This window comes from Rhodobacter xanthinilyticus, assembly GCF_001856665.1.
Classification (GTDB): Bacteria; Pseudomonadota; Alphaproteobacteria; order Rhodobacterales; family Rhodobacteraceae; genus Rhodobacter; species Rhodobacter xanthinilyticus.
Genome location: NZ_CP017781.1, coordinates 75,697 through 94,187 on the forward strand (window position 1 = coordinate 75,697; position 18,491 = coordinate 94,187).

17 protein-coding genes are annotated in these 18,491 nt (G+C 67.4%); 11 read left to right on the forward strand and 6 right to left on the reverse strand.

Features of this window, described 5'->3' with window-relative positions; all coding sequences use genetic code 11:
- The first annotated feature begins 38 nt into the window (after positions 1 to 38).
- Complete coding sequence (trxA, locus tag LPB142_RS00380) at positions 39 to 359, forward strand: thioredoxin (RefSeq protein ID WP_068765642.1); 321 nt, start codon at positions 39 to 41, stop codon at positions 357 to 359.
- A 42-nt stretch (positions 360 to 401) separates the two neighbouring features.
- Here trxA and LPB142_RS00385 read toward each other — a convergent pair whose 3' ends face one another.
- Positions 402 to 1,304: a hypothetical protein gene (locus LPB142_RS00385; protein WP_068765643.1), complete on the reverse strand. Its 903-nt coding sequence runs from the start codon at positions 1,302 to 1,304 to the stop codon at positions 402 to 404.
- 87 nt (positions 1,305 to 1,391) lie between these two features.
- Here LPB142_RS00385 and hslV point away from each other — a divergent pair, with 87 nt between their 5' ends.
- The 3 genes from hslV to LPB142_RS00400 are packed head-to-tail and all read left to right on the forward strand — an operon-like array spanning position 1,392 to position 4,399.
- Positions 1,392 to 1,949 carry an ATP-dependent protease subunit HslV gene (gene hslV, locus LPB142_RS00390; RefSeq protein WP_068765688.1) on the forward strand — a complete coding sequence of 186 codons (558 nt, stop codon included), beginning with the start codon at positions 1,392 to 1,394 and terminating at the stop codon, positions 1,947 to 1,949.
- Complete coding sequence (hslU, locus tag LPB142_RS00395) at positions 1,946 to 3,250, forward strand: ATP-dependent protease ATPase subunit HslU (protein ID WP_071165206.1); 1,305 nt, start codon at positions 1,946 to 1,948, stop codon at positions 3,248 to 3,250. The genes hslV and hslU overlap by 4 nt, the downstream gene beginning before the upstream one ends.
- Positions 3,251 to 3,307: 57 nt before the next feature.
- A complete protein-coding gene (locus LPB142_RS00400) occupies positions 3,308 to 4,399 on the forward strand; it encodes an alpha/beta hydrolase (protein ID WP_198037853.1) in 1,092 nt (363 codons plus the stop codon).
- On the opposite strand, the gene LPB142_RS00405 is transcribed toward LPB142_RS00400, so the two are convergent.
- The 3 genes from LPB142_RS00405 to LPB142_RS00415 are packed head-to-tail and all read right to left on the reverse strand — an operon-like array spanning position 4,396 to position 6,545.
- Positions 4,396 to 4,989, reverse strand: a complete 594-nt coding sequence (locus LPB142_RS00405; protein ID WP_068765646.1) for a Smr/MutS family protein — start codon at positions 4,987 to 4,989, stop codon at positions 4,396 to 4,398. The genes LPB142_RS00400 and LPB142_RS00405 overlap by 4 nt on opposite strands.
- On the reverse strand, positions 4,986 to 5,882 hold the full coding sequence (gene mltA, locus LPB142_RS00410) for a murein transglycosylase A (protein WP_071165208.1): 897 nt from the start codon (positions 5,880 to 5,882) through the stop codon (positions 4,986 to 4,988). Before mltA ends, LPB142_RS00405 begins: the two co-directional genes overlap by 4 nt.
- A 3-nt stretch (positions 5,883 to 5,885) precedes the next feature.
- Positions 5,886 to 6,545 (reverse strand): Tim44/TimA family putative adaptor protein, encoded by a 660-nt coding sequence (locus tag LPB142_RS00415; protein WP_068765648.1) that lies wholly within the window; start codon positions 6,543 to 6,545, stop codon positions 5,886 to 5,888.
- A gap of 112 nt (positions 6,546 to 6,657) precedes the next feature.
- Between LPB142_RS00415 and LPB142_RS00420 the strand changes: the two genes are divergently transcribed.
- The 5 genes from LPB142_RS00420 to LPB142_RS00440 all read left to right on the forward strand — a co-directional run bounded on the left by LPB142_RS00420 (position 6,658) and on the right by LPB142_RS00440 (position 13,805).
- Positions 6,658 to 7,143 (forward strand): FxsA family protein, encoded by a 486-nt coding sequence (locus LPB142_RS00420; protein ID WP_068765649.1) that lies wholly within the window; start codon positions 6,658 to 6,660, stop codon positions 7,141 to 7,143.
- 54 nt (positions 7,144 to 7,197) lie between these two features.
- On the forward strand, positions 7,198 to 7,695 hold the full coding sequence (gene secB / locus LPB142_RS00425) for a protein-export chaperone SecB (protein ID WP_068765650.1): 498 nt from the start codon (positions 7,198 to 7,200) through the stop codon (positions 7,693 to 7,695).
- 106 nt (positions 7,696 to 7,801) lie between these two features.
- On the forward strand, positions 7,802 to 8,332 hold the full coding sequence (gene idi / locus LPB142_RS00430) for an isopentenyl-diphosphate Delta-isomerase (RefSeq protein WP_071165209.1): 531 nt from the start codon (positions 7,802 to 7,804) through the stop codon (positions 8,330 to 8,332).
- 98 nt (positions 8,333 to 8,430) lie between these two features.
- A complete protein-coding gene (locus LPB142_RS00435) occupies positions 8,431 to 10,224 on the forward strand; it encodes an autotransporter assembly complex protein TamA (protein WP_232230934.1) in 1,794 nt (597 codons plus the stop codon).
- Positions 10,224 to 13,805, forward strand: a complete 3,582-nt coding sequence (locus LPB142_RS00440; RefSeq protein WP_071165211.1) for a translocation/assembly module TamB domain-containing protein — start codon at positions 10,224 to 10,226, stop codon at positions 13,803 to 13,805. The genes LPB142_RS00435 and LPB142_RS00440 overlap by 1 nt, the downstream gene beginning before the upstream one ends.
- Here the strand turns inward: LPB142_RS00440 and LPB142_RS00445 are convergent.
- Entirely contained in the window at positions 13,799 to 14,686 is an 888-nt protein-coding gene (locus LPB142_RS00445) for a LysR family transcriptional regulator (RefSeq protein ID WP_068765654.1), read from the reverse strand. The two genes, LPB142_RS00440 and LPB142_RS00445, sit on opposite strands and share 7 nt — an antisense overlap.
- Before the next feature lie 90 nt (positions 14,687 to 14,776).
- Here LPB142_RS00445 and LPB142_RS00450 point away from each other — a divergent pair, with 90 nt between their 5' ends.
- On the forward strand, positions 14,777 to 15,985 hold the full coding sequence (locus LPB142_RS00450; protein ID WP_071165212.1) for an acyl-CoA dehydrogenase: 1,209 nt from the start codon (positions 14,777 to 14,779) through the stop codon (positions 15,983 to 15,985).
- Here LPB142_RS00450 and LPB142_RS00455 read toward each other — a convergent pair.
- The gene (locus LPB142_RS00455; protein WP_071165213.1) at positions 15,970 to 16,824 is read right to left on the reverse strand and encodes a YihY/virulence factor BrkB family protein; all 855 of its coding nucleotides are present in this window, start codon (positions 16,822 to 16,824) and stop codon (positions 15,970 to 15,972) included. The genes LPB142_RS00450 and LPB142_RS00455 overlap by 16 nt on opposite strands.
- Positions 16,825 to 16,997: 173 nt before the next feature.
- Here LPB142_RS00455 and LPB142_RS00460 point away from each other — a divergent pair, with 173 nt between their 5' ends.
- Positions 16,998 to 18,491, forward strand: coding sequence for a SulP family inorganic anion transporter (locus LPB142_RS00460; protein ID WP_232230935.1), 1,494 nt, complete (start codon positions 16,998 to 17,000; stop codon positions 18,489 to 18,491).

The window sequence follows — 18,491 nt, forward strand, 5'->3', positions numbered from 1 at the left end:
GCCTACCTTCCCCGCAACCAGAATTCCAGGAGAGACCCATGGCAACCGTCAAAGTCACCGACGCCACTTTCGACGAGGAAGTGCGCAAATCCGATGTCCCCGTGATCGTCGATTTCTGGGCCGAATGGTGCGGCCCGTGCCGCATGATCGGCCCGGCGCTCGAGGAGCTGTCGGAGGAAATGTCGGGCAAGATCAAGATCGTGAAGGTCAATGTCGACGAAAACCCCGATAGCCCGGCGGTTCTCGGCGTGCGCGGCATCCCGGCGCTGTTCATGTTCAAGAACGGTCAGGTTGTCTCGAACAAAGTGGGCGCGGCGCCGAAAGCGGCCCTGCAATCCTGGATCGAATCGGAGCTCTGAGCCCGTCACGACCTCCGCGAAAGGCGCCTTCGGGCGCCTTTTTCATATCGGCCAACCGGCGGCGCGCAAACGCAGGAGGAGCTGCGCCTCGAACTCCGGTGCCCCCGCATTCAGGGCCGTCTCTTTCAAGAACCACAGCATATAGCGGTCAAACTCCGGCACGGGGGCGGGCGAGAAGGCCGCCTCGAGACCATCGCGCGGGACCGAGCGCGCGATATGGTGAAAATCGATCTGCGCAAACACGATCGCGGGTTTGTGGAGCAAGAAGCCCTCGAAGGCGAGGCTGCTGTTTTGCGTCACCACCATCCGGCAGCGGGCCAGGAGATCGCGGGCGGGCGCGCTCACCAGCGTAAACCGCGGCTCGCGCGCGGCGATCTCGGCCAGCGCGTCGAGCTCCTCGGGAAGGTAACTCTCCCGCGGGTGCAGCCGCGCGCGGATCGGCAGGTCGGCCCGTGCCAGCGTCTCGGCGATCATCTCGAGCGGGCCGAGCGCCTGAAAGCCGCGCGGGCCGAGCAAACGGCCTTGCAGCGGCAGGAAAATGAACCCGTCATCCCCCGGATTCGCGCCGGAATAGAGCCGTTTTCGCCAGTAATTCGCGAAATTCTCCGCGCGCCGGGCATCCACCTCTTCGGGCCGGAACTCCGCCCGGGCGATCGGCCACTCCCAACGCTCGGCCTGCGCCTCGATGCGCCAGAACGCGCCGATATAGGCCCGCCGGCAGGTCAGCGCCCGCGCATGCGTCGGCGCCTCCATATGATAGAGCGCGTAGCCCGGCCGCTCGGGCGCCGCGGCCTCCTCGGCGAGGGTGCTTTCGCGCAGCGCGACCTGCCAGCCCGCCGCCTCCACCGCCCCGATCAAGCGCTTGAAAAAATGATGTTCTGCGCGCTCGACCCGGTGCAGGGTCGGCTCATCGAGATAGATCCAGAGGGTCTCGGGCGCGGGCATGGGGCGAGCGTATCTTCGCCCCCGCGCCCGGGCAAGCCTTGCATGGCGCCCCGGCACGGCACATATCTTGCGCAAATGGAGGATCGCATGGCGGACGAGAAATTCCCCGGATGGCACGGCACGACGATCATCGGCGTGCGCAAGGGCGGCGAGGTCGTGGTGGCGGGCGACGGGCAGGTGAGCCTCGGCCAGACGGTCATCAAGGGCACCGCGCGCAAGGTGCGCCGGCTCAGCCCCGGCGGGCGCGATGTGGTGGCGGGCTTTGCCGGCTCCACCGCGGATGCGTTCACCCTGCTCGAACGGCTTGAAAAGAAACTCGAATCCGCCCCCGGCCAGCTCGCCCGCGCCTGTGTCGAGCTCGCCAAGGACTGGCGGATGGACAAATATCTGCGCAATCTCGAGGCGATGCTGATCGTGACCGATGGCGCCGATCTTTTTGTGATCACAGGGGCGGGCGACGTGCTCGAGCCCGAACATGATGTCGCCGCGATCGGCTCGGGCGGGAATTACGCGCTCGCCGCAGCGCGGGCCTTGATGGACACCGATCTCGAGGCCGAGGAGGTCGCCCGCAAGGCGATGGCGATCGCCGCCGATATCTGTGTCTATACCAACGGAAATCTCACCGTTGAGAGGATTTCGAAATGACCGACCTGACGCCCCGCGAGATCGTCTCGGAGCTTGATCGCTTCATCATCGGCCAGGCCGAGGCCAAGCGCGCCGTCGCCGTGGCCCTGCGCAACCGCTGGCGGCGCAAGCAGCTCGACGCCGGCCTGCGCGAAGAGGTTTACCCCAAGAACATCCTGATGATCGGCCCGACCGGCGTCGGCAAGACCGAGATCTCGCGCCGCCTGGCCAAGCTCGCCCGCGCGCCCTTCCTCAAGGTCGAGGCGACGAAATTCACCGAGGTCGGCTATGTCGGCCGCGATGTCGAGCAGATCATCCGCGACCTCGCCGATGTCGCGATGGTCGAGACCCGCGAGCATATGCGCGAGGAGGTCAAGGCGCGCGCCCACAAGGCCGCCGAGGACCGGGTGATCGAGGCCCTCGCAGGCTCTGATGCACGGGAAAGCACGCGCGAGATGTTCCGCCGCAAGCTGCGCGATGGCGAGCTCGACGACAAGATGATCGAGGTCGAGGTGGCCGAGGCGGCGCAGATGCCGATCGGCATGATGGGCGGTCAGCCGGGGATGGAGATGCAGATGCAGGGTCTGCAGGATCTCTTCAAGGCCTTCGGCGGCGCGCGGCGCACCCGGCGCAAGATGAGTGTCGCCGAGAGCTATGAGGTCTTGATCTCGGAGGAGGCCGACAAGCTCCTCGACGACGAGACGGTGAAGGCCGCCGCGCTCGAGGCGGTGCAACAATCCGGCATCGTCTTCATCGACGAGATCGACAAGGTCGCCGCCCGCGCCGAGACCCGCGGCGCCGATGTCTCGCGCGAGGGGGTGCAGCGCGATCTGCTGCCGCTGATCGAGGGCACCACGGTCTCGACCAAGCTCGGCCCGGTCAAGACCGACCACATCCTCTTCATCGCCTCGGGCGCCTTCCACATCGCCAAACCCTCGGATCTCCTGCCCGAGCTTCAGGGCCGCCTGCCGATCCGGGTGGAGCTTCAGGCGCTGACCGAGGGTGATTTCGCCCGCATCCTGACCGAGACCGACAACGCCCTCACCCGCCAATACAGCGCCCTGATGGCGACCGAGCAGGTCAGCGTCAGCTTCACCGAGGACGGCATCGCCGCGCTCGCCCGGATCGCGGCGGAGGTCAACCGAACCGTCGAGAATATCGGCGCGAGAAGGCTCTATACCATCATGGAACGCGTCTTCGAGGAGCTCTCCTTCACCGCCCCGGATCGCTCCGGCGATGTGATCACAGTCGATGCGGCCTATGTCGAGGCGCATCTGGGCAACCTCGCGCGCTCGGCCGATCTGAGCCGTTACGTTCTTTAAACGTCACTGGACTGCACTAGGGGCTCTGGTATCCTCCCGCGGAACCCGGAGCCCCCCTTGCGCATCGTCCTCGCCCTCGTCCTGATCACGCTCGCCGCCTGCGCCCCGCGCGGGCAACTCATCGATGCCCCCGACACCGGCCTGCCCGCCCGGTCGATCTTCATCGGCACCTCGCGCGCGGAGGTGGTCGATCAATCGCTCCCGCAGGCCTTCGACCGCAGCGAGACCCTGACCCGGCTGCGCTACGACATCACCCAGCCGCCCGCGCGCAAACCCGGCACCATCACCTTCCCCGCGCCGGGCCGCGCCCCCGATCCGCAGACCGATTTCCTCGTCGCCGCGCGCGACCACTACCCGAGCGCGCGCGCCTTCCGCGACGATCTGCGCCGCGATCTGGCACACCGCCACGGCAGGGCGATCGTCTTCGTGCATGGCTACAACACCAATTTCCCCGAGGGCGTCCTGCGGCTCGCACAACTTGGCGCCGATTTCGAGATGACCGAGACGCTCGTGCATTATTCCTGGCCCTCGCGCGGCAGCGTGCTGGGCTATGCCTATGACCGGGATTCGGCTCTCTTCGCGCGCGATGGGCTGGCGGAGCTGCTGAGCGAGCTGCGGGCCGCGGGTGCGCGCGAGATCCTCGTCGTCGGTCATTCGATGGGCGCAGCACTGACCATGGAGACCCTGCGCCAGCTCGCCCTCGCGCGCAAAACAGACACTCTTTCGGCGCTTTCCGGGGTTGTGCTGATCTCCCCCGATATCGATGTCGATGTCTTCCGCGCCCAGGCTCATACCGTCGGCCGCCTGCCGCAGCCCTTCTTCATCTTCACCTCGCAGAAGGATCGCGCGCTCGGCCTCTCGGCGCGGATCAGCGGCGATACCAACCGCCTTGGCAACCTCACCGATGTCAAGCAGGTCGCCGATCTCAAGGTCACGATGATCGATGTCGGCGCCTTTGACGTCAACGCCGGGCATTTCAACGTCGGCGACAGCCCCGCGCTGATCAAGATGCTCTCGCAGATCCGCCGCGTGGCGACCGTGCTCGAGGGCGAACAGGCGGGCCGCTCGGATCTTTTCTCGGGCGTCGTCCTCTCGGTGCAAAGCGCGACGCAGATCATCCTGACCCCGGTCGAAGCGCTGGCGAACTAGCCCTTCTTGCGCAGATAGACGTAATAGGCGCCCGAGCCGCCGTGCTTGAGATGCGCCTCGGAGACCTGCATCACCACCGCCCCGAGCGGCGGCAGGCGCAGCCAATGCGGCACCTGATGGCGCAGGACGCCCTGTCTTTGCGGGATCGGCCCGTCATCCAGGCCGCGCTTGCCCTTGCCTGTGATCACAAGCGCGAGCCGGCAGCCGCGATCCTGCGCGCGCAAGAGAAACGAGATCAGCTCCGGGTGCGCCTGCGCGAGCGTCATGCCATGCAGGTCGATCTTCGCCTCGGGCTCGAGCTTGCCGCGGGTCATGTTGCGATGCGCCTTGCGGTCCATCACCACCGGCTGCCGGGCGAGCTGCTCCGAGATCGAGGGGGCGAGATCGTGGCGAAAGGCGAAATCCGGCGCGGATTGGCCGATCTGGAAATCCTTGACCTCGGGGCGCGGCTTTTTCGGCGGCGGTTGAACCGGCAAAACAGGCTCTGTTTCGGCCAAATGCGCGCGTTTCGGGTGGAACGCCTTCGCCGTCGAGGCGACGCGGGACCAGAGCTCGCGCTCCTCCGGGGTGAGCTTGCGGCGCCGGCTCATGCGACCCTCCGCAGCACGATCATCCGACCCGCGTGGTTCACCGCCCCCGCCTTTCGCCCCGCCTCCGGCCCCGAGCCGAAGAAGAGATCCCCCCGCCCCGGCCCCTTGATCGCCGAGCCGATATCCTGCGCGATCCGCAGCCCGGGCGCCACGCCGGGGCACTCGACCCAGACCGGGCTGCCGAGCGGCACGATCTCCGGGTCGACCGCGAGGCTGCGGCCCGGCGTCACCGGCCGGCCCATCGCGCCAAGCGGCCCCTGATCCGCGGGCAGATCGAGAACGCGGAAATAGACAAAAGACGGGTTATGAGCGAGCAGGCCCGCAACCTCGCCGGGGTTTTCGGCGGCCCAGAGGCGGATCCGCTCGGGCGTCATCTCGCCCGCAGGCGCCACGCCGCGGCGGATGAGCTCCGCCCCGATCGAGCGATAGGGATGGCCGTTCTTGCCCGCGAACCCGAGCCGCAGGCACCCGCCCTCCACCAGCCGCAGCCGCACCGAGCCCTGCACCTGCGCCAAAAACGCCTCGAGCGCGCTTTCGACATAGGCGATCTCGCGCCCGCGCAGCAGATCGCCCGCCACGATCTCGGCCCGGCTGTGCCAAAGCGCGCCCGGCTCCACCCCCTCGGGCGGGCCATAGAGCGGGGCGCAAAACCGCGCATCGGGCGCGCGCGCGGCCTCGAGCTCAGGCTCATAATAGCCCGTGTAATGCGCCGCGCCCGCCGGGACGATCTCGAAAGGCGCGAAAAACCGCTGGAACAGAGCCTTTTCTGCGCCCGGCGCGGGGGTGGGCCCCGCCCAGCCGAAGAGATCGGCCGTCACGGAAAACGCCGCCCAAGCGGCGGCGTGATCCTCGGTCTCCCAACCCTCGATCTCGGCCCAGTCGAGCGGGCGCATCGCTCAGCCGCCCGTCGCGACGAGCTGCCAGTTCGGGTCGGAGGCGCCCATCTTGCGCGCGAAGGTCCAGATATCGCGCTGTTTGCGGGGGCTGCGCGGGTCGCCCTCGACCACCGCGCCGGCCCCATCGCGCACCACCGAGATCAGCTCGCCGCCGAAGCGCACGGTGATCTCGCCCTCGCGCGAGGCCGGGTCGAACTCGGCGTTTTGCAGCACAAGCTCGCGCAGGCCGACGAATTCCGCCTCGGTTTTCAGCCCCTTGGCCAGCCGATCCTGCACCACGCCATCAAAGGCCGCGAAGACCTCGGGCGCGAGGAACGGGCGCACCTTCTCCAGATCGCCGGTCTCGAAGGCCATCAGGATCATCTCATAAGCGCCGCGCGCGCCTTGCAGGAAGGCGTTGACCGAGAAGCTCGGCTCGGCGGCCTTCATCTTGGCAAGCGCCTGGCCCGCGGGCGAATCGAGCGCCACATGATCGGCGATATCGGCATCCGGCCCGCCCTCGATCACCTCGAATCCTTGCCGCGCGGCGGGCTCGGGGCGCGCCATCGGCACCACCGGGTCTTCATAGCCATCGCGCGTGCCCAGCACGTTCTTGAGCCGGATGATCAGAAAGATCGCGATAGCCGCGAGGACGATGAGCTGAATGACGGCGTTGGACATGGGCCTCTCGGACGCGGTGTTGGTATCTGTGCTCTCCCCACCTATGTAGGGCAAGGGCAGATTCAAGTCCACCGCCGCCCGGCGCGCGCAAAACCTGAGGAGAAGAGGCAAAATGTGGATCTTTCTGGCGTTTCTCGCCGTGCCGGTGATCGAGATCGGGCTGTTCATCCAGGTCGGCGGGCTGATCGGGCTCTGGCCGACGCTGGCGATCGTTGTCGCGACGGCGATCGCGGGCACCGCTTTGGTGCGCAGCCAGGGCGCGCTGGTGATGAACGATCTGCGCCGCGCGCTGGCCGAGATGCGCGACCCGACCGCGCCGCTCGCCCATGGCGCGATGATCCTCTTCGCCGGCGCGCTCTTGCTCACACCGGGGTTCTTCACCGATGCCTGCGGGCTCGCTCTTCTGATCCCGCCGGTGCGCGAGGCGGTGATGCGCGCGGTGGCCAAACGCGTGCAGGTGCAGAGCTTCACGATGGGCACGGGCTTCGAGACCCGGCAAAGCCCGCCCCCCGGCCCCGGCGTAATCGACGGCGATTTCATCGAGCTTGAGCCGCAAAACCTGCCGCCGCGGGGGAACTCCGGCTGGACACGGCATTGAGGCGCGCCCGCGCGGGTGCTACACCTCTCTCAAACCAATTCGGGAGAGAGACAGATGACCGAAGAAACCAACGGCGCCCCGCAGCAGCCGCTCATGAAGATGCAGATCCTCGCGCAATTCGTCCGCGACATGTCGTTTGAGAATGTCGTGGCACAAAAGGGCCTGCAATCGGCCGATGTGCAGCCCGAAATGCAGGTGCAGGTCAGCCTCGACGCCCGCAAACGCGCGCAGGAAAATCAGTATGAGGTGATCACCAAGTTCAAGGTGACCTCGACCAACAAGGCCACCAACGCGCCGCTTTACCTGCTCGAGGTCGATTACGGCGGGATCTTCCACATCGAGGGCATCCCGGAAGACCAGATGCACCCGTTCCTGCTGATCGAATGCCCGCGCCAGCTCTTCCCCTTCGTGCGGCGAATTGTCTCGGACGTGACCCGCGACGGCGGCTTCCCGCCCTTCAACCTCGACATGGTCGATTTCGTGCAGCTCTACCGCGCCGAACTCGCCCGCCGCGCCGAGGCCCAGCGCCCGGCCGACGCGCCGGTCTCCTGATCGGCCCCGGGGGCGCGGCAAGCTGCCTCAGGGACAAGGTGACCACATGACGTTGACGCCGCCGTGCTTCATGCTACGGCGGCGTCCTCAATTTCCGGACCGGAGCATGACCGAACAAATTCCCGCCTGGGTCGGCGATGAGCTGACCCCCGTCGACAAGCTGGAGGTGCACCGCAAGGGGCTCCGCCACAAGGCGGTGTCGATCTTCGTGATGGACGGCGAGAAGGTGCTGATCCAGCGCCGCGCGGCGGGCAAATATCATTCGGCGGGCCTGTGGTCGAACACCTGCTGCACCCATCCGCAATGGGGCGAGCGCCCGGAGGAATGTGCCGTGCGCCGCCTGCGCGAAGAGCTCGGGATCACCGGCCTCTACCCCGCCCATGCCGACCGGCTCGAATATCGCGCCGATGTCGGCGGCGGGTTGATCGAGCATGAGGTCGTCGAGATCTACCTCGCCTATGCCCGCCCCGGCATGGCGATCGCGCCGGACCCGGAGGAGGTCGAGGATATCCGCTGGGTCGGGCTCTATGACCTCGCGGCCGAGGTCAAACGCCACCCCGCCCGCTTCTCGCAATGGCTCGCGCTTTACCTCTCGAGCCACATGGACCGCATCTTCGGCACGCTTTTGCGCAGCTGAGCCCGCAGCTTGGCCGAAATGCGCCGAAAGGGCGGCTTCGCTCTGGAATTCCCCCGCCAATGCTGCGACTCTGCCCCGGGATGCGAGAGGGGTTGGGTGTGCGGAAACTTGCGACGATCTGTGCGGGCGCGGCGGTGGCTCTGGCGGTGGCCGGGTCGGCGCAGGCTTTTGACGGGTTCAGCTTCGAGGCCCCCGGCGCCGGCGCGGCGCTGCAAACGCGCCTCAAGGCCGCCTCGCTGACCCAGGCCGCCCAGGATCAGGGCACCACCGATATCCAGGAGATCTTCGCCGCAGCCCGCGCCGATTACGCCCGCCTGATCGGTGCGCTTTATGATGAGGGCTATTACGGCCCGGTCATCTCGATCCGGGTGAACGGCCGCGAAGCCGCCGAGATCGCCGCGCTCAATATCCCCACCCGCCTCGACAGCGTCGCGATCACCGTGATCCCGGGCCCGCAGTTCCACTTCTCCCGCGCCGAAATCGACCCTGTTGCAGCCAAAACCGTGCTCCCCGAGGGCTATCGCGCGGGCCAGATCGCAAGCTCGGGCGTGATCGTGAAAGCCGCGACCGCCGCCGTCGAGGGCTGGCGCGACGATGGCCACGCCAAGGCCCGCGTCGCCGCGCAAAGCCTCACCGCGCAGCACCGCGACGCCACCCTCGACGCCCGCATCACCCTCGACCCGGGCCCGGTTCTGACCTTCGGCAAGATGCAGATGCAGGGCTATGAGCGGATGCGCCCCGAGCGGATCGCCGCGATCGCGGGCTTCCCCGCAGGCAAACGCTACTCCCCCGAGCGGCTCGACGAGGTCCGCACCCGCCTGCGCCGCACCGGCATCTTCTCCTCCGTCAGCCTGACCGAGGATGAGGCGATCGGCCCGGGCAACACCCTCGACACCACCCTCGCCGTGGTCGAGGAAAAGCCCCGCCGCTTCGGCTTCGGTGCCGAGTTATCCACAACCGAGGGCCTGAACCTCTCGGGCTACTGGCTGCACCGCAACCTTCTGGGCGGCGGCGAACGGCTGCGCTTCGACGCCGAAGTGACCGGCATCGGCGGCACCAATGGCGCGGCCGATTACAGCCTCGGCGCGCGCCTCGACCGCCCCGCGACCTTCACCCCCGACACCTCCGCCTATCTCGAAACCCTGCTCGAGAAGACCAGCGGGGATGACTATGACGAGACCAGTTTTCGTCTCGGTTTCGGCCTGGATCATATCTTCAACCCGCGCCTGACCGGCTCGGCCGGGGTCGCCTACGGCTGGTCGAAGGTGACCGATGCGAGCGGCCAGACCTTCTTCCGCCAGATCGCCCTGCCGCTGACCGCCACCTGGGACAACCGCGACAGCGCCACCGACGCCACCCGCGGCTATTACGGCAAACTCGAGCTCACCCCCTTCTACGGGCTGAGCGACACCGGCTCCGGCGCGCGCCTTTCGGGCGATTTCCGCGCCTATCGCGCGCTCGATGCCGAGGCGCGCTTCGTCCTCGCCGGCCGCGCCCAGATCGGCGGCGTCTTCGGCCCGAGCCTCGAGGACACGCCGCGCGACTATCTCTTCTACTCGGGCGGCGGCGGCACCGTGCGCGGCCAACCCTTCGAATCGCTCGGCGTCAACGTGCTGAACGGCGGCACCCTGCGCAGCGGCGGCGCGCGTTTCCTCGGCTTCTCGGGCGAGCTGCGCAGCGGGGTGACCAAATCCATCGGCCTCGTCGCCTTCGCCGACGCGGGCTACATCGGCCTATCGGATTACACCTCGGGCGAGTGGCATTCCGGCGCGGGCATCGGCCTGCGCTACAAGACCGGCATCGGCCCGATCCGCCTCGACATCGCCGGCCCCGTCAGCGGCTCGACCCGCGACGGCGCCCAGATCTACCTCGGAATCGGGCAGGCTTTCTGATGCGCAAATATCTCGCCCTGCTGCTGCTCGCCCTCGCGCCGCTCGCCGCCGTCGCCCAGGACAGCACCCCCGCCCCCGCCGCACCCGCCGTCTCCGCCGAGGAAACCGCCCGCGACCGCGATTATCTCACCGCGTTGATCGAGGACAAACTCTCCGGCGCCGGCCGCAGCATCCGCCTCGAAGGCTTCGCCGGCGCGCTCTCGTCGCGCGCAACCTTCGACACGCTCAGCATCGCCGATGAAAACGGCACCTGGATCACCATCAAAAACGGCGCTTTGGCGTGGAATAGAGCCGCAATTCTCGCCGGCCACATCAAGATCGATGAGCTCAGCGCCGCCGAGATCGACCTGCCGCGCCTGCCCGGCAGCGCCGCGCAGACCCCCGCGCCCGAGGCCAAACCCTTCGCCCTCCCCGACCTGCCGCTCTCGGTCGATATCGGCAAGATCCGCGCCGACAAACTCACCCTGGGCGCACCGGTTCTCGGCGAGGCGATGTCGGTCTCGCTCAGTGGCGCGATGTCGCTCGCGGGCGGCGCCGGCAACGCCAATCTGCGGCTTGAGCGCATCGACGGGAAAAAGGGCCTGATCACCCTCACCGCCGGCTATGCCAACACCAGCCAGCAACTCTCGCTCGATTTCCTCGTCGATGAGGGGGCGGGCGGCTTTCTCGCGACGCGGCTCGGGCTGCCCGGCGCACCGGCGATGACCCTCGCAGTCTCCGGCGCGGGCCCGATCAGCAATTACGCCGCCGGCATCGCGCTGAGCACCGACGGCACCCGCCGGGTCAGCGGCGAGGTGAGCGTAACCTCAGGCGCGGCGCTCGCGAAAGAGGGGCTCGCAAGCCAGATCGACGCCAAGCTGCAGGGCGATATTTCGGCTCTATTCCTGCCCGAATACCGCGATTTCTTCGGCCCCGCCGCCCGTCTGAGCGTCACCGCGCGGCGCAGCACAACCGGCGCGCTCGCCCTCTCGGACCTCACCTTCACGGGCGCGGCAGTCGAACTCACCGGCGCGGCGCGCCTGCTGCCCTCGGGCCTGCCGGAAACCGCCGATCTCGGCCTCAAGATCGCCACCGAGGGCGAGGGGGACATCCTCCTGCCGCTCAACGGCGCGAAAACCTGGGTGAGATCGGCCAATCTCCATCTGCGCTACGACCAGAAAACCGGCGATGGCTGGCGGATCGACGGGGATATCGCGGCGCTGCGCCGCGCGGAAGGCACGGTCGGCCGCGTGCTTCTGAGCGGCTCCGGCCGGATCGGCCAGCCCGACGGCACGCGCCCGACGCTGGGCGGCACCCTGCGCCTCGCGGCGGAGAACATCGCCCTGACCGACCCCGCGCTGAGCGAGGCGATCGGGCCTCGGATCACGGCAAAATCGACCCTGTTTTGGCAAAAAGGCGGGCCTCTGAACCTGCCGCTGCTCCATCTCGAGGCGCGCGACATGGTGCTCGATGGCCGCGTGCAGCTTGCCGATCTTTCGAAGGGCCTGATCGCGACCGGCGAGGTCACCGTGGCGCACAGCGCGCTGCGCAACCTCTCGCGCCTCGCCAAGCGCCCGCTGGACGGCGCGATCGAGGGCGCGGTGCGCGGCTCGGCCACCGTGCTGACCGGCGCCTTCGATCTCTCCGCCGAACTCGTCGGCACCAATCTCGCCCTGAATGAGCCGCGCCTCGACAACCTCCTCAAAGGCGTCTCGCGCCTGGCCCTCTCGGCCCGACGCGACGAAAACGGCCTCGCCCTGCGCAAAATCACCGCGAATGCCACCACTTTCACGGCCGAAGCCGCCGGCCTGTTGAAAACCGGCGAAAACCAGCTCAGCGCGACGGCAAAACTGGCCGATCTCTCGGTGATGGGCGGCGGTCTGCGCGGCGCGCTCGAGGCCAAGGCAAGCCTTGCCGAAACCGCCGCCGGCCAGGAGATCGAACTCACCGGGACCGGCGCGGGTCTGGCCATCGGCACCGATGCGTTGGACCGGATTCTGGCGGGACAGAGCCAGTTTTCCGCCAAGGCCCTGCGCTCCGACGGACGAATTTCCCTGCAGGCACTCGATCTGAAAACGCCGCAGCTCACCATCAAGGGCGCTGGCAAACCGGGCGCCGGGCGCACGGATCTCACCCTCGCCGCAGAGCTCGCGAACGCGGCACTTCTCGCACCGGGCTTCCCCGGCCCGCTGCGGCTCAGCGGCATCGCGGTCGACGAAAATGGCCGATATCGGCTCGATCTGGCGGCGACCGGGCCGGGCAATAGCTCCGCAAAAATCGCCGGCACGCTCGATCAGACCTTCGCGCGGGCGGATTTGACGGTGACCGGCAAGGCCGAGGCCGCCCTCGCCAATAGCTTCATCGCCCCCCGCTCGGTTCAGGGGCCGCTCAGCTTCGATCTGCGGCTGGCCGGCGCGCCGGGGCTCGACGCGCTGAGCGGCAAGATCACGACCAGCGGCGCGCGCCTCGTCGCCCCCGCGCTAGGCCTCGCGCTCGAGAATATCGACGCGCAGGCCGCGCTGGCCTCCGGGCAGCTCACTCTCGATGCCCGCGCCGGGATCGAAGGCGGCGGCGCGCTCACCCTCAGCGGGCCTATCTCGCTCGCCGCGCCCCTGCGCAGCGACCTTGTGATCACACTCGATCGCGCCCGGCTGCGCGACCCCGAGCTTTATGACACCCGCATCTCCGGCGCGCTGCAACTTGCCGGAACGCTGCCGTCGAACGCGCGGCTCAGCGGCCGGCTGACCCTCGACAAAACCGAGATCCGCGTCCCCAGCGCGAGTGTCGGCGGCACCTCCGCGATCCCCGAGGTCAGCCACATCAACGAGCCCACCGCCGCGCGCGCGACCCGTGTCCGCGCCGGTATTCTCAAGACGGAAAGCTCCAAAACAGGCTCTAACTCGGCCGGACTCGGCCTCGACGTGACCATTGACGCGCCCAACCAGATCTTCGTGCGCGGGCGCGGCCTCGATGCCGAGCTCGGCGGCAGCCTGCGGCTGAGCGGCACCACCTCCAACATCGTGCCGATCGGCGAATTCTCCCTGATCCGCGGCCGGCTCGACATTCTCGCCAAGCGGTTCACGCTGAGCGAGGGCCAGGTGGCGTTGCAAGGGGCGCTGGTGCCCTGGATCATGTTCAAGGCAACGACCGAGCAGGAGGATTATGTGATCACACTCGCGCTCGAAGGGCCCGCCTCGGAGCCCGCGCTCACCATCACCTCCGCGCCCGAACTGCCCGAGGAAGAGGTGCTCGCCCGGCTGCTTTTCAACCACGGGCTCAGCAATCTTTCCGCCTTTCAGGCCGCCCAACTCGCCTCCGCCGTCGCCTCGCTCGCCGGCAAGGGCGGCGACGGGATCGTCTCGAAACTGCGGCAAGGGTTCGGCCTCGACGATCTCGACGTTGGCGCCGACGAGACCGGGGCGACCACGCTGCGCGTCGGCAAATATCTGTCGCAAAACCTCTATACCGATGTCGCGATCGGCAGCGGCGGCACGACGGAGATCAACCTGAACCTCGACGTGACCCGCAACCTGACCGCGCGCGGCACGGTGGGCTCGGACGGCACAAGCGGGCTTGGGATCTACTTCGAGAAGGATTATTGAGCCGCGCCCGCGATCCAGATCTTGAAGGCCTCGAGCGCGGGCGGGCTTGGCCCCTCGCTCGGCCAGACGAGATAATAGGAGCCGATCCCCGAGACCGGCCCACCGGGCGCACGCACGAGCCGGCCCTCTTCGATCTCGGGCTGCGCCAGAAACTCCGGCAACAGCGCGACGCCCACGCCATGCACCGCCGCCTGCATCATCGGCGCGAATTGATCGAACATCATCCCCTGGATCCGCGGCCGCTCGACACCGTTTTGCGCAAACCACGCCCCCCAGGCATTCGGGCGCGATTCAAGCTGTAATAGAGCCTGTTCTTGCAGATCATTCGGGCCCAGCATCGGGTGCGCCGCCGCGTAACCCGGCGCGCAAACCGGCAGCAAACGCTCCTCGAAAAGCGGCAGATGCTCCGCCCCCGGCCAGGGCCGCGTGCCGAAATGGATCGCGGCGTCGAAGCTCTCGGTCGCGAAATCGAAGGGCCGCATCCGGGTGCCGAGATTGAGCGTCACGCCCGGGTTCTTCGCCAGAAAATCGCCCAGCCGTGGCGCGAGCCAGCGCGTGCCGAAGGTCGGCAGAATCGCGAGGTTGAGCACCCCGCCCCCCGGGTTGGCCCGCAGCCCGAGCGAGGCCCGCGCGATCAGCTCGAGCCCCTTGCGCACCTCGCGCGCATAGACGAGCGCGGGCTCGCTCGGCACGAGCCGCCGCCCCTCGCGCCGAAACAGCGTCTGGCCGAGCTGCCCCTCGAGATGCTGGACAAGCCGACTGACCGCACCTTGGGTCAGGTTGAGCTCACGCGCCGCCGCCGCGGTCGAGCCGAGCCGACAGACCGCCTCGAAGGCGGAGAGTTGCGAGATCGAGGGCAAGTAGCGGCGCGGGAGGGTCATCTATGAGCTTTATGCATTGATTAAGGCCAGAATAGCGTTGGATTGCCAGCTAAAAAAGGCGCAAAAAGCATCAAAGAACCGGAGGATCCGATGAGCCTGAAACCCAAAGATGCCCCTGATCTCGGTCGTTTCGACTGGGAAGACCCCTTCCGCCTCGACGGGCAGCTGACCGAAGAAGAGCGGATGCTGCGCGATGCGGCGCGCGCTTATGCGCAAGAAAAGCTGCAACCGCGCGTGATCGAGGCCTTTGCCAAGGAAGAAACCGACCCTGCGATCTTCCGCGAAATGGGCGAGATGGGGCTTCTTGGCGTGACCGTGCCCGAGGAATACGGCGGGCTCGGCGCCTCGTATGTGGCCTATGGCCTCGTCGCGCGGGAGATTGAGCGGGTCGATTCGGGCTATCGCTCGATGATGTCGGTGCAGTCGAGCCTCGTGATGTATCCGATCTACGCCTATGGCTCGGAGGAGCAGCGGCGCAAATATCTGCCCAAGCTCGCCTCGGGGGAGTGGATCGGCTGTTTCGGCCTGACCGAGCCGGATGCGGGCTCGGACCCGGCGAGCCTGAAGACCACGGCGAAGAAAACCGCCAACGGCTATGTGCTCAATGGCACCAAGATGTGGATCTCGAACGCGCCGATCGCGGATGTCTTCGTGGTCTGGGCGAAATCCGAGGCCCATGGCGGCAAGATCCGCGGTTTTGTGCTGGAAAAGGGTCTCAAAGGCCTCTCCGCGCCGAAGATCGCCAACAAGCTCAGCCTGCGCGCCTCGATCACCGGCGAGATCGTGATGGAGGGGGTCGAGGTCGGCGAAGACGCGCTGCTGCCGAATGTCGAGGGGCTCAAGGGGCCGTTCGGCTGCCTCAACCGGGCGCGCTACGGCATCGCCTGGGGCGTGATGGGCGCGGGCGAGTTCTGCTTCCATGCCGCGCGCCAATACGGGCTCGACCGCAAACAGTTCAACAAACCGCTGGCACAGACCCAGATCTTCCAGCTCAAGCTCGCCAATATGCTCACCGACATCTCGCTCGGGCTGCAGGCCTGTCTGCAGGTCGGCCGGCTGATGGATGACGCGAATGCCGCGCCGGAGATGATCTCGATCATCAAGCGCAACAACTGCGGCAAGGCGCTCGAGATCGCGCGCAACGCCCGCGACATGCATGGCGGCAACGGCATTTCGGGCGAGTTCCAGGTGATCCGCCACATGGTCAACCTCGAGACGGTGAACACCTATGAGGGCACCCATGACGTGCATGCGCTGATCCTCGGCCGCGCGATCACCGGGCTTCAGGCCTTCTTCTGATCCACGGGGCGCCCCTTCGGGGGCGCCGTCCCGGAGGCGAGCTCGGCGTTCAGCGCCGCCCCCAAAAGCACCGAAAACGTGCAGAAATAGAGCCACATCATCAGCGCGATCACCGCCCCGATCGAGCCGTAGACCTTGTTATAGGCGCCGAAATTCGCAAGGTAAAAGGTCAGCCCGAGCGAGGCCGCCGCCCAGACCAGCGTCGCCAGCACCGCCCCCCAGGTCAGGATCGGATCGCGCTTGCCCGCCGTGTTCGGCCCGTAGCGGTAGAGGATGCCGAGCGCGGTGAACATCAAGAGCAGCATCGCCCCCCAGGGCAGCCCCGACGAGAGCCAATCCGTCAGCCAATGGAACGGCAGGAAGTTGATCGCGATCGGCACGACGACAATCGTCGCCAGCGCCGCGAGCATCACCGCGACAAGCGCCAGCGTCATCAGAAACCCGAAGACATAGCTCCAGACCGTGTTGCGCGGCCGCGTGCCGTGGATGACGTTGAGCGCCGTGATCAGCGCGCCCACCCCCGCCCGCGTCGAGAACAGCGCAACCCCGATCGAGACCAGCGTCTTCCAGCCCAGCGCCTCGCGCGGCACCACCAGAAGCGCCATGATCTGGCTGTTGAGGATCTCGAAGGCCTCGGGCGGGATGAAATCATCGGCCACCCGCAGATAGGATTGGATCACGCCGGGGTCGGCGAAGGCGCTCCAGATGCCGATGGTCGCCGTGATCCCGGGGAACACCGCCAGCATCGCGTAAAACGCCACCCCCGCGGCGGTCAGCGAGAGATTGGTCGCGACCAGCCGGTCGATGAACCGCCACAAGAACCCCGCAAGCGCCGCCATTGCCCCCCCCCTTTTGCGCCACCTTGGCCGATGCGCGCCCGATCCGCAACGCCAAGGCGGGTTGGCAAGCCCGCCCCCAGCCTTTAAGCCCGAAGAAACCCGGCCTCTCCCCGGCCGATCCCCGCAGCCTCGATCAGATGACCGCCCTCCTCGGCGCGGCAAGGGACAGGATTTTGACGTTTTCCTTTGAACGCTATCGCCGCCAGTGGCTCGCCGCGCCGCGCGCCGACATTCTCTCGGGCCTCGTTGTCGCCCTCGCGCTGATCCCCGAGGCCATCGCTTTCTCGATTATCGCCGGAGTAGACCCGAAAGTCGGCCTCTACGCGAGCTTCTCGATCGCTGTGATCACAGCGATCGCCGGCGGCCGGCCGGGGATGATCTCGGCGGCGACGGCGGCGACGGCGGTGCTGATGGTGACGCTGGTGCGTGATCACGGGCTGCAATATCTGCTCGCCGCGACGATCCTGACTGGCGTTTTGCAAATCGGCGCGGGGCTCCTGCGGCTCGGATTCGTGATGAAATACGTCTCGAAATCGGTGATGACCGGCTTTGTGAACGCGCTCGCGATCCTGATCTTCCTCGCACAGCTCCCCGAGCTCGACCCGCGCCGCGTGCCGGTCCTGACCTACCCGCTCGTGGCCGCCGCGCTCGCGATCATCTACCTCTTCCCGCGCCTCACCCGCGCCGTGCCCTCGCCGCTCGTGGCGATCGTGGCGCTCACCGCGCTCACCCTCGGCCTCGGGCTCGATGTCCATACCGTGGGCGACATGGGCGCGCTCCCCGATACGCTGCCGGTCTTCCTGCTCCCCGATATCCCGCTGACCTTCGAGACGCTGGCGATCATCTTCCCCTATTCGCTCGCGGTTGCGGTGGTGGGCCTGCTCGAGAGCCTGATGACGCAAAACCTCGTCGACGACCTCACCGACACCCGCTCGGACCGCAACATGGAGTGCATCGGCCAGGGGCTTGCCAATTTCGGCACCGGCTTCATCGGCGGCATGGCGGGCTGCGCGATGATCGGGCAGAGCATGATCAACGTGAAATCGGGCGGGCGCGGGCGGCTGTCGACCTTCGTCGCAGGGGTAATGCTGCTCGTCTTTTGCGTGGCCTTGGGCGATTGGGTCAGCCAGATCCCGATGCCCGCCCTCGTCGCGATCATGATCATGGTCTCGGTCGGCACCTTCTCCTGGTCCTCGCTGCGCGATCTGCGCAGCCACCCGCGCTCCTCCTCGGCGGTGATGCTCGCGACCGTGGTCACCGTGGTCTGGACCCATAACCTCGGGCTCGGCGTGCTCGCGGGGGTGCTCCTTTCGGGGATCTTCTTCTCCGCCAAGATCGCCCAGCTCTTCCGCACCCGCTCCGAGCTCTCCGCCGATGGCCGCACCCGCACCTATGTCGTCGAGGGCCAGCTCTTCTACGCCTCGACCGAGGCCTTCATGGCCGCCTTCGATTTCCGCGAAATCCTCGAGGAGGTGGTGATCGACGTCTCGCGCGCGCATATCTGGGATATCTCCTCGATCGCGGCGCTGGATATGGCGGTGTTGAAATTCCGCCGCGAAGGCGCGACGGTGCGCGTGACGGGCCTCAACGAGGCTTCCGAAACGCTCGTCGACAAGCTAGCGATACATGACAAACCCGGCGCCGCCGACAAGATTCTGGCGCATTGA

Bases quoted from the DNA above. Each gene is read 5' to 3' on its own strand.
- secB (WP_068765650.1), top strand. From the start codon at position 7,198: ATGACCGAAGAAACCAACGGCGCCCCGCAGCAGCCGCTCATGAAGATG.
- LPB142_RS00415 (WP_068765648.1), bottom strand. From the start codon at position 6,545: ATGTCCAACGCCGTCATTCAGCTCATCGTCCTCGCGGCTATCGCGATC.
- LPB142_RS00440 (WP_071165211.1), top strand. From the start codon at position 10,224: ATGCGCAAATATCTCGCCCTGCTGCTGCTCGCCCTCGCGCCGCTCGCC.
- trxA (WP_068765642.1), top strand. From the start codon at position 39: ATGGCAACCGTCAAAGTCACCGACGCCACTTTCGACGAGGAAGTGCGC.
- idi (WP_071165209.1), top strand. From the start codon at position 7,802: ATGACCGAACAAATTCCCGCCTGGGTCGGCGATGAGCTGACCCCCGTC.
- hslV (WP_068765688.1), top strand. From the start codon at position 1,392: ATGGCGGACGAGAAATTCCCCGGATGGCACGGCACGACGATCATCGGC.
- LPB142_RS00405 (WP_068765646.1), bottom strand. From the start codon at position 4,989: ATGAGCCGGCGCCGCAAGCTCACCCCGGAGGAGCGCGAGCTCTGGTCC.
- LPB142_RS00455 (WP_071165213.1), bottom strand. From the start codon at position 16,824: ATGGCGGCGCTTGCGGGGTTCTTGTGGCGGTTCATCGACCGGCTGGTC.
- hslU (WP_071165206.1), top strand. From the start codon at position 1,946: ATGACCGACCTGACGCCCCGCGAGATCGTCTCGGAGCTTGATCGCTTC.
- LPB142_RS00450 (WP_071165212.1), top strand. From the start codon at position 14,777: ATGAGCCTGAAACCCAAAGATGCCCCTGATCTCGGTCGTTTCGACTGG.
- LPB142_RS00420 (WP_068765649.1), top strand. From the start codon at position 6,658: ATGTGGATCTTTCTGGCGTTTCTCGCCGTGCCGGTGATCGAGATCGGG.
- LPB142_RS00385 (WP_068765643.1), bottom strand. From the start codon at position 1,304: ATGCCCGCGCCCGAGACCCTCTGGATCTATCTCGATGAGCCGACCCTG.
- mltA (WP_071165208.1), bottom strand. From the start codon at position 5,882: ATGCGCCCGCTCGACTGGGCCGAGATCGAGGGTTGGGAGACCGAGGAT.
- LPB142_RS00445 (WP_068765654.1), bottom strand. From the start codon at position 14,686: ATGACCCTCCCGCGCCGCTACTTGCCCTCGATCTCGCAACTCTCCGCC.